We start from the raw sequence: 10,338 nt of genomic DNA on the forward strand, positions 1-10,338 counted from the left end.
CGCCTTGCCCGCCTCGAGCGGCAGGCGCTGGCCGAGCCAGGGCGAGTCCGAATGCAGCGCGACGCAGGCGCCGGCGGCATCGACGAACGCCGCGTTCTCGCGAATGCCGTCGAGCGCTTCCATCTTGTAGCCCCACCAGTCCGACCAGACGACGGCACAGGTGCGGTTGGCGGCGAACAATTGTGGAATCTTGTAGGCCTCGACCGCGTGGTGAAACGCGTCGATGTGAAAGCCGGCTTCCCTGGCGACATCGAACAACGACGCCATGTCGTCGGCGCGGTAGCAGTGCCAATGCACGCGGATATCGCCGGCGAGTACTCCGGCAAGCGTGTCCTTCTTCAAATCGTCATCGGGCTTCTTGCCGTGTCCGCCGACGTAGTCGAGCCACTTGCTCCGATATTCCGCCGCTTCGAGAAACGCCGCGCGGACGCCGGCGACGTTGCCCATCCGGCTCGACGGAAACTTGCCCTTCTGCCCGAACGCGTATTTGGGATTCTCCCCGCAGGCCAGCTTGACACCGTACGCTGCGCCGGGAAATTTCATCGCCTGCACGGTCGTCGCCGGCACGTTCTTGAGCACGACGGAGCGGCCGCCGATCAGGTTGTTCGATCCGGGCAGAATCTGCAGGGTCGTGACGCCGCCGGCCAGCGCGCGCGCGAACGACGGGTCCTGCACGGCGATCGAGTGCTCGGCCCAGACGTTCGGCGTGACCGGATCGCTGCCCTCGCTCACGTCGGAGTTCTGTGCGTCGAGGCTGGTGAACGGCGCGGCGAAATCGCCGTCGTGCGAGTGCACGTCGATGATGCCGGGCGTGACCCAACGCGCCTTCGCATCGATCGTCGTGGCACCCGCGGGCACCGCGATGGCCTGCGTGGAGAGCGCGACGATTTTGCCGTCGCGCAACAGCAGGTTTGCGCGCTCGAAGCGATGTCCCGCGCCGTCGAGGACGGTGGCGTCCACGATCAACGTGTCTTGCCGCGGCAACGGCCGATACATGCTGGGGAACGGATCGCGCTTCCATGGCAGCACGGTTTCGGCCGCTCCGCGTCCTCGCGCGGAATGCGGCCTTCCCTCCTCGCCGTGCGGTCCCGCTTGCGCCACCGATGCCGTCAGCGCGAAAGCCAGGAAGATCACGGCGGGCTTCATGCGGCGAGCTTCAGAACTTGCGCGTGATCGTGAAATTGGCCGCGCGGCGCAAGCCGTAATAGCATGCCGCCGCGTCCAAGCAACGCGACAGGTATTGCTTGTCGAACAGATTCGCGACGTTGAGCTGCATCACCCATTTGTCGAGATTGTAGTGAACTGTCGCGTCCCAGAGCACCACCGACGGCGCGGGGAACTGATTGAACGAATCGCCGTAGCTCTTGCCGACATAGCGCATGCCGAGGCTGGCGCCGAGGCCGGCCACAGATCCTTCCTGCTGGGTGTAGTCGAGGAGCGCCGAGAGCATCTGCTTGGGCACCTGCACGAGTTCCTTGCCGAGGCTTGCATCGGTGGCCTTGGTCACTTCCGAATCGGTGTAAGTGTAGGCCGCGTTGAAGCTCCAGGTTTCGTTGAAGTGTGCGACCGCTTCGAGTTCGATGCCTTTGACTTCGACCTCGCCGGTTTGCACGCTGAAGAACAAATGCGCCGGATCGGCCGTCAGCACGTTCTTCTGGGTCAGATCATAAGCCGCCGCGGTGAACAGCAGGCTCTTGCCCGGTCCGAGCGAAGGCTGGTACTTGATGCCGGCCTCGACCTGGTTGCCCTCGCTCGGCTTGAACAGGTTGCCGTGGAAATCCGCACCCGGCGTCGGCAGGAACGACGTCGCATACGAGACGTACGGGGCGACACCGCTGTCAAACAGATAATTGAGGCCGGCGTGATAGGTGAACTTCTTGTTGGTCGACGACGTACCCGAACTCGTGGTGTCGACGTTGTCCTCGCGGCCGCCGAGCGTCACCACCCAGCGATCGATCTTGATCTGGTCCTGCACGTAGAGGCCGGTCTGCTTCTGTACCTCGTTGACATACGGATACAGGGTCGTGGGCGGCGTGCCGATGTTGCCGTAGACAGGGTGGAACAGATCGAGCGGCGGCGCCGCCGCGAACCCGAATTCCGAGCTGTCGGTATAGCGGCGATAATCGAGACCGATCAGCAGGTCCTGCTTGATCGAACCGCTGTCGATCTTGCCTTCGACGCGCGAATCGACGTTGAACGACTTGACGTTCTCGTTGAACGGGAAGTTGTTTCGATCGACCAGGCCGTAGTTGAGCGAACCATCGGTGTTGGTGGCGAGACCCGCGCCGTAGATCTGCTTGATCTTCACGTCAGACGAGAAGTACTTGAGGTTCTGTTCGAAGCGCCAGTCGTCGTTGAACTTGTGGTTGAAGTCGTAACCGACGCCGTATTGGTCACGGTCGAAATGGTTGTAGTCGGGTTCGCCGAGGTTGGTGCTCGTCGGCACGCGGCCAAGCGGATTCGGCGCGTCGACGCCGTAGATCGGCAGGAAGCCGCCGCCGTCGCCGTAGACGTCGTCGTGCTGGAAATAGCTGAGCCAGGTCAGGTTGGTCTCGGGCGAAATCACCCAGGTCAGCGCGGGCGCGATGTAGTAGCGGTTGGTGTCGACGCCGTGGGCCTGCGTGCCCTTGTCGAACCACAGCGCGGTGATGCGGCCGAGGAAGCGGCCATCCCCATCGAGCGGGCCGGTGAAATCGGCGGCGAGCTGCGTGTTCGCGTAGCTGCCGTACTGTGCCTGCAGTTCGCCGCTGAACTGCGCTTCGGGGCGGCGGCTGGTCAGATTGACGATGCCGCCCGGGGGCGACAAACCGTACAGTGTCGACGACGGGCCCTTGAGCACTTCGACGTTCTGGAAACCGTACAGGTCGACGCCGACGCTGCTGACCGAGCCGATCGGCGCCTGCAGGCCGTCGATGTATTCGGGCGGATAGAAACCGCGCAGCGTCAGCCAGTCGTAGCGCGGATCGGGGCCGTAGTTCTCGCCGATGATGCCCGAGGTGTAACGCACGACCTGGCTGAGGTTCTGCCAATCGAGCAGGTCGATCTGATCGCGCGTGATCACGGTCACCGACTGCGGCGTCTCGATCAGCGACACATTCGACTTGGCTGCGCCATTGGTTTCTTTCGGCACATAGTTGGGCGCGGAGACGATGATGCTCTCGAGCTGCGCCGTGTCCTTCTGTTCATTTTGATCCGCCGAATCCGCGTCGGCTGCGTAAGCGGCACCAGCCTGCACGATCGCGAGCAGCATTCCTGCATACAGGAGACGGCGCGGGCCCAGACGGGACGGAAGAGTCGATTCACCAGTGGTCATAGGTCACCCCAAGGACGATATATGAAAACGATACGAGGACTGTTTCTCCCCTCTGTTCAAATTTTCGATGCCGTTCCGTCGCATTCACTGTCTTCTTCTTCATTTCGCTGCGCCTACGTATCAGGGTCTTTCATCGTCGAGTTCAGGCCATCACGTGATGAGATCCTGCTCGTCGTCGTTAATGCGAATGATTCTTGTTATCGACTATAGCATTTCACTTCGACCGGGCACCAATCCGCTCAACGAAAAAGCCCGCGCAGCCACGCGGCGCAATCGTCGATCGCCCGATCCGCCAACTTCGAAACGGATATCGCCTCGAGAAAACTGTGTGTCGCGCCGGGATACTCCGTGAAGTCCGCGGGCACACCTGCTTCGCACAACTTCGCCGCAAACGCCCTGCTCTGCTCGGCGAGCACATCACATTGCGCAGCGAGCAGAAACGCCCGTGGCAGGCCGGCGAGTTCGGCGCGCAACGGCGCGGCGAGCGGATCGAGCGCTTCGTCGGGCCGCACGAGATAGTTGTGCCAGAACGTCGCCATCTCGGCAGCGGTAAGGAGATTGCCCTCGGCGCCGAAGCCGTTCGCCGCCTGCACCGAAATCTCATTGGTGTAGCAGCCGTAAATCAGCAACATGCCGCGCAATGGATGCTCCGTGCTTGCACCACGCAAGACCAGGCTCGTCGCGACGGACAGGTTGGCGCCGGCCGAATCGCCGCCGATCGCCAAACGCGCCGCGTCGATACCGAACGACGACGCCTGCCCATGCAACGCACGCACGGCATCGACGATCTGCTCCAGCGCATGCGGAAATTTAGCCTCGGGCGACAACGCGTAGTCGACGCCGACGACGGTCACGGCCGCTCTCGCCGCGAGCTCGCGCATGATGCGGTCGTGGGTGTCGAGGCTGAACATCGTCCAGCCGCCGCCGTGGAGATAGATCAATGCCGGTTGCGTCTCGACATCCGCGACCGGGCGATGGATGCGGACTCGCACGGGTCCGTGGCGTGTGGGCAACGTCGTATCGCGCGTCGTGGCCATCGTCGGCCCGCCCTCGCGCCAAGGCGTTCGCACGATCTCGGCGATGCGCCGCTTTTCCGCGACAGGCAGCGACTCCACCGCGGGATATCGCGCCCATGCGCGTTCGAGCGCGCTCACGAATTGGCGAATCTGCGGATCGAGCGGATCGCGGGCGACTCCCTCCGCATTCATGCCTTGTATTCCTGTCTGTGCATCGCTGTTCCCGGACGAATGACGTGTGACGATTGCGTGACTTTCGGTTCTGTGCCTAGAATCGAATCGCGATTTCAACCAAGCAAGCGCCTGTCAATCTAGTCCGCATCGGCAAATTCGCTGTCGAAAGAGGATCGTTCATCGTCTCGCGTGGGCCACATGCAGCGCAGCAAGAAAAGCATCGATTACCAGTACGTACCGCGGCCGATCGCCGTGCTGGCCGACGACTACCCTTCGGGTTTCCACGACCCAATGCATCGCCATGTGCGCGCGCAACTCGTCTACGCGATCAGCGGCGTGACGATCCTGAGCACGCAGGACGCGAGTTACGTCGCCCCGCCGCAACGCGCGATCTGGATTCCGCCTGGTGTCGAACACGAAGTCCGCTGCCGCGGTCGTGTGCAAATTCGCACGTTGTACGTCGCCGCCGACGCCGCGCCCGATCTGCCGCAGGCCTGCCAGGTGTTCGAGGTGTCGAACCTGCTGCGCGAGCTGATTCTCGCCGCCGCGGAAATGCCGGTCGAATACGCGCTTGAAGGCCGCGAGGCACGCGTCATGGCGCTGATCCTCGACGAGATCCGCGTCGCACGGCGCATTCCGCTGCACGTGCCGATGCCGATCAACCAACGCCTCGCGCGCATCTGCCAGACCATCCTCGCCGACCCCGCCCAGCACGACGTGCTCGACGCGTGGGCGAGCGCCGCGGCGATGGGCAGGCGCACGTTCACGCGCACTTTCCGCCGCGAAACCGGCATGAGCTTCGCGACCTGGCGCCAGCAGGTTCGGCTCATGGATGCGCTGTCGCGCATCGCCACCGGGCATTCGGTCACCTCGGCGGCGCTCGACGTCGGCTACAACAGCCCGAGCGCATTCGCCGCGATGTTCCGGCGCACTTTCGGCGTGTCGCCGACGCACTACGTGATCAGCGATGCGACTCATCCGGAATCCATCAGCTGACTTGTCCGGCGGCCGCCGGGCAACGTCGACGTGCCGCGTTCCGAACACGTCGCAGCAAGATGGCCCATTCGCAACAGCGAAAGTCCCCGCGCAAAAGGCTCCGTTTCGTCTTTGATCCCAAATTGGCGGCAGTCCGGTAATCTCCACGAGGAAGGCCTCGGCCACATGCGCTCGTTCCTGCGCACCGCGCACAAGTATCTGAGTCTGACTTTCGCGCTGCTGTGGCTGTTGCAGGCAGCGACGGGCACGCTGCTCGTGTTCCGCGGCGAACTCGACGATGCGATGCTGCGCGGCCCCGATGAACCGCTCAGCCCCGCGACATTCGGCGCCGCCGTAACTCGGATCGCCGCCGAGCGCAAGCCTTCGGTGCTGACCTTCGTCCTCGCCAGCGAAGGTTCCAGAAACCGATTCGATTTGCTGTTCGAAGATCCGGACGGACGCACGCGCGTCGTTCGCGTCGACGGCGTCGGTCACCTTGTCGCCGACCGTCCGCGCGATCACGATTATCCCGCGCCCGGCTTGTTCCAGACCGCGCTCGACCTGCACGAAAGTCTGTTCGCCGGCCAGCGCGGCATGTGGTTCGTGGGCGTCAGCGGCCTGTTGCTGCTCACCAACATCATCACGGGCTTGATCATGGCCTGGCCCGCACGCGGGCAAACCTGGCGACGCGTGCTGCTGCCGGGCACGGCAGGCTCGCTGCCGGCGAAGCTGTTCAAGTGGCACCGCGCGCTCGGCCTCGCGCTTGCGGCATTCGCCATCGCGATCGTCGCTACCGGCGTGCTGCAGGAATATCCGGTCGACGACTGGATGGGTGTGCAGCGGCCCGAACCGCCGGCGCGAAAGAGTGCACTCGCGCCGACGGTGCCGTTCGGCGACGCGCTGGTGACCGCGTTCGCCCGCCACCCGGGAGCGCCGATCGCCCTGATCGAAATGCCGGGCACGGATCACCCGTGGTACAACATCCGTGTGCGCGCGGAGGGCGAATCCCGCCGCGTGTTCGGCTGGACGTCGGTATTCGTCGATGCACAGGACGGCAGTGTGCTGCTCGACAGGAAGGCCGCCGACCTGCCGACGAATGCAAAAGTATACAACTCGTTCTATTCGATCCATACCGGCGAGTTCTTCGGCCTCGGCGGACGCATCGCCGTGGTCGCGGCCGGTTTCTGGCTTGTCACGATGAGCGCGCTCGGACTCCTGCTGTGGTGGACACGGCGCCAGGCGCGCACGACGGTTCGACCCTCTCATGCTCGAATGGTGGCAACAACGAAATGAGCACTACCCGTTTCAGCCCCCGCAGCGACACCGACGTCGCCGATCTGGTTGCCAATCACCCGCTCGCCTTCGTCGTCTCGAAGGGTGGCGATCGCATGCACTCGACATTGCTTCCGCTGCGCATTGAGCGCCTGGCGAACGGCCGCATCGCGAGCCTGAGCGGACACATCGCCCGTGCCAATCCGCAGGTCGGCGCGCTGAAAGCCGATCCGCAGGCGACGTTGCTGTTCCTTGGTCCGCACGGCTACGTCTCGCCGTCGTGGCTGAGCGATCGCACGCAGGCACCGACGTGGAACTACGCCTGCGCGAATTTCAGCGTGCGCATCGACTTTCTCGACGACGCGCAAAATCTCGACCGCATCGTGGGCGATCTCGTCGGCGCCATGGAGGCCGGACGTGCGCGCGCCTGGAGCGCCGCGGAGATGCACGCACGCTATGCGCAACTCGCCGCGCGCATTGTCGCCTTCCGCGCGAGCGTGCTCGACGTCGAGGCGAAGTTCAAACTCGGCCAGGACGAACGCGACGACGTCTATCCGGAAATCATCGCCGGCCTTCGCGGCGAAGGCGGCCATGATGCACTGATTACCATGATGCAGTTGTTCAACGCCCACCGCGAAACCGGAAAACCGACGTGAGCCCATCCCGCCTATTCGCACGCAAGTCCATCGAGGTCCTGCAGCGACAGACGCAGGACAACGGCATGCGCAAGGTGCTCGGGCCGTTGCAGCTGGTCCTGCTCGGTGTCGGCTGCATCGTCGGCGCCGGCATCTACGTGATGATCGGACCGGCCGCGGCCAACTACGCCGGTCCCGGCGTGATGCTGTCGTTCCTCATCGCAGGCACGGCCTGCGCGCTGACCGCGCTCTGCTACGCCGAACTCGCTGCGGCCGTGCCGGCAGCGGGTTCGTCGTACACCTATTGCTATGCGGCGATGGGCGAGGTCTACGCGTGGACGCTCGGCTGGCTGCTGATGCTCGAGTACGGCCTCGCCGGTTCGCTGCTCGCGGTCGGCTTCTCCGGCTATTTGATCAGCCTGCTCGGCGACTTCGGCGTGCATCTGCCGGCGGCGATCTCGACATCGTGGCTGCAATCCATACTCGTCGACGGCCACGTGAAATTTCACGTCGGCGGCGGGTTCAACCTCATCGCCGTCGCAGCTCTGGCCGCCATTGCCGCGGTGCTCGTCGGCGGCGTGTCGAAATCGGCATGGGTCAACGCGATGCTCGTCGCGATCAAGGTCGCCGTGCTCGCTTCGTTCGTCGCGATCGGCACGGGCTCGGTCGATGCGCGGAACTGGTCGCCGTTCATACCGGCCAACGAAGGCGGCTTCACCTACGGTTGGCAGGGCGTGTTTCGCGCTTCGTCGATCCTGTTCTTCGCCTATCTCGGTTTCGAAACCGTGTCGACCGCGGCCGGTGAAACGAAAAATCCGCAACGCGCGATGCCGATCGGCATTCTCGGCGCGCTCGGCGCGAGCACCGTGATCTACATCATCGTCGCCGCGGTGCTCACCGGCATCGTGCCGTTTCGCGAACTCGGCGTGGCGGACCCGATCGCCGTGGCGGTCGACCGCATCGGCCACCCGAGCTTCGCCGTGCTGATCAAGATCGGCGCGTTGACCGGACTCGCCTCCGTGCTGCTCGTCAACGGCTACGGCCATTCGCGCATTTGCTACGCGATGGCACAGGACGGCCTGCTCCCCGCGACGTTCGCGCGCCTGAGCCCGCGCTTTCGCACGCCCTGGATCGGCTGCCTTGTCGTCTGCGCGATTTCGGCGCTGCTGGCCGCATTGTTTCCGCTTTCAATCCTCGGCGACCTGGTGAGCATCGGCACGGCTCTCGCCTTCATCATCGTCGCATTGAGCCTGATGTGGCTGCGCACGACGCGTCCGGACATCGCACGCCCGTTCCGCGTGCCGTTCGGCGGATTTCGCATCGGCAATGTCTGGATCGGCTACATCCCCGTCGCCGCGATCGTCCTGTGCATCATCATGATCCTGCCTGTCGTGTTCGACATCGTCGAGCAGACGCGCCGTGGCGACGTCCTGCCGGCCGCGGTCCTCGGCGGCTACGGCGCTCTGGGCGCGCTCGTCTACGCGTTCTACGGAATGCGTCGAGCCCGTCGCGTCGAAGCGGTTTGACTTGCGAAGCTGATCGACTGCGCTCGCGCAGTCCGTGCGTCAATCGAGCTTCTCGATCGCCTGCTTGAGCGCGACGACGAGATGCTCGATGTGTTCCCGCTCGATGATCAGCGGCGGCGACAGCACGATGCCGTCGCCCGCCATGCGGATCGCGACGCCGCGTTCGAGACAGGCGCGGTGGCAGGCATAGGAACGCGCCCCCGGCTTGCCGGGGATCGGCTCGAAGTCGATCGCGGCCATCAGGCCGATGCAACGGATGTCGACGATGTGCGGCAAGCCTTTGAGCGAGTGCACGGCCTGCGCGAACGCGGGCGCGATCGCCGCCGCGCGCTCGAACAAACCTTCCTGCGCGTACACGTCGAGCGTGGCCAGGCCGGCCGCACAGGCGAGCGGATGACCGGAATAGGTGTAACCGTGTGGCAATTCGATCGCCGAAAGCGGGCCCTGCATCAATGCCTCGTACACGCTGCCACGCACGAGCACGGCGCCCATCGGCACGCAGCCATTGGTCAGACCTTTCGCGCAGGTGATCATGTCGGGTACGACGTTGAACTTGTCTGCGGCGAACGCGTGGCCGAGCCGGCCGAACGCGGTGATCACCTCGTCGAAGATCAGCAGGATGCCGTACTGGTCGCAGATCTCGCGCAGACGGCGCAGGTAGCCCGTCGGCGGAATCAGCACGCCAGTCGAACCGGCGACCGGCTCGACGATCACCGCGGCGATCGTCGACGCATCGTGAAGCTGCACAAGACGCACGAGGTCCTCGGCCAGATGTCCGCCCCACGCCGGCTCGCCTTCGCTGAACGCGGTCTCGGCGCGATTGTAGGTATGTGGCAGATGATCCACGCTCGCGAGCAGGTTGCCGAACGGCTTGCGGTGTCCCGCGTGGCCGCCGACCGAAATGCCGCCGAAACCGACGCCGTGGTAGCCGCGTTCGCGCCCGATCAGGCGCGTGCGTCCGCCCTGGCCCTTCGCATGGTGATAGGCCAGGGCGATCTTGAGCGCGGTATCGACCGCCTCCGAACCGGAGTTGGTGAAGAACACCTGATCGATGCCCGGCGGCGCCAACGCGACGAGGCGCTCGGCCAGTTCGAACGCGCGCGGGTGGCCGTACTGGAACGACGGCGCGTAGTCGAGCTCACCTGCTTGCTTCGTGATCGCCCGCACGATGTGCGGATGCGCATGACCGGCGTTGACGCACCAGAGTCCCGCCATCGCATCGAGCACCTTCTCGCCCGTCGGCGTGTAGTAGTACATGCCCTGCGCGCGCTCGAACAGGATCGGATCACGCTTGAAGCGGCGGTTGGCCGTGAACGGCATCCAGTAGGCGCGCGTGCCTTCGGCAGCGGGAACGGCAACATCGTCGGTTGGGGAATTCATTGCGGATTTCGCAGGTCGGAGCGGGATCGCAATTCGAATGATTGCAT

General features: G+C 64.5%; 8 protein-coding genes. 4 read left to right on the forward strand and 4 right to left on the reverse strand.

Annotated features, from left to right (window positions below):
* The 3 genes from VF497_RS13610 to VF497_RS13620 form a co-directional block, all read right to left on the reverse strand.
* On the reverse strand, nucleotides 1-1,146 hold a 1,146-nt coding region (locus VF497_RS13610), incomplete at its 3' end, for a hypothetical protein (protein WP_330889598.1).
* A gap of 10 nt (nucleotides 1,147-1,156) precedes the next feature.
* Nucleotides 1,157-3,250, reverse strand: a complete 2,094-nt coding sequence (locus VF497_RS13615) for a TonB-dependent siderophore receptor (protein ID WP_330889600.1) — start codon at nucleotides 3,248-3,250, stop codon at nucleotides 1,157-1,159.
* A 302-nt stretch (nucleotides 3,251-3,552) separates the two neighbouring features.
* On the reverse strand, nucleotides 3,553-4,521 hold the full coding sequence (locus tag VF497_RS13620) for an alpha/beta hydrolase fold domain-containing protein (protein WP_330889602.1): 969 nt from the start codon (nucleotides 4,519-4,521) through the stop codon (nucleotides 3,553-3,555).
* Nucleotides 4,522-4,701: 180 nt separating this feature from the next.
* Between VF497_RS13620 and VF497_RS13625 the strand changes: the two genes are divergently transcribed.
* The 4 genes from VF497_RS13625 (at nucleotide 4,702) to VF497_RS13640 (ending at nucleotide 8,911) form a co-directional block, all read left to right on the forward strand.
* Nucleotides 4,702-5,499 (forward strand): helix-turn-helix transcriptional regulator, encoded by a 798-nt coding sequence (locus VF497_RS13625; RefSeq protein WP_330889605.1) that lies wholly within the window; start codon nucleotides 4,702-4,704, stop codon nucleotides 5,497-5,499.
* Nucleotides 5,500-5,664: 165 nt separating this feature from the next.
* Nucleotides 5,665-6,771, forward strand: coding sequence for a PepSY-associated TM helix domain-containing protein (locus VF497_RS13630; protein WP_330889607.1), 1,107 nt, complete (start codon nucleotides 5,665-5,667; stop codon nucleotides 6,769-6,771).
* Nucleotides 6,768-7,406: an FMN-binding negative transcriptional regulator gene (locus VF497_RS13635; protein WP_330889609.1), complete on the forward strand. Its 639-nt coding sequence runs from the start codon at nucleotides 6,768-6,770 to the stop codon at nucleotides 7,404-7,406. Before VF497_RS13630 ends, VF497_RS13635 begins: the two co-directional genes overlap by 4 nt.
* Nucleotides 7,403-8,911 carry an APC family permease gene (locus VF497_RS13640; RefSeq protein WP_330889611.1) on the forward strand — a complete coding sequence of 503 codons (1,509 nt, stop codon included), beginning with the start codon at nucleotides 7,403-7,405 and terminating at the stop codon, nucleotides 8,909-8,911. The genes VF497_RS13635 and VF497_RS13640 overlap by 4 nt, the downstream gene beginning before the upstream one ends.
* 39 nt (nucleotides 8,912-8,950) lie before the next feature.
* Here VF497_RS13640 and VF497_RS13645 read toward each other — a convergent pair whose 3' ends face one another.
* On the reverse strand, nucleotides 8,951-10,291 hold the full coding sequence (locus tag VF497_RS13645) for an aspartate aminotransferase family protein (RefSeq protein ID WP_330889613.1): 1,341 nt from the start codon (nucleotides 10,289-10,291) through the stop codon (nucleotides 8,951-8,953).
* Nucleotides 10,292-10,338 lie beyond the last annotated feature (47 nt).

Origin of the sequence: Rudaea sp., assembly GCF_036383415.1 — a bacterium.
GTDB lineage: Bacteria > Pseudomonadota > Gammaproteobacteria > Xanthomonadales > Rhodanobacteraceae > Rudaea.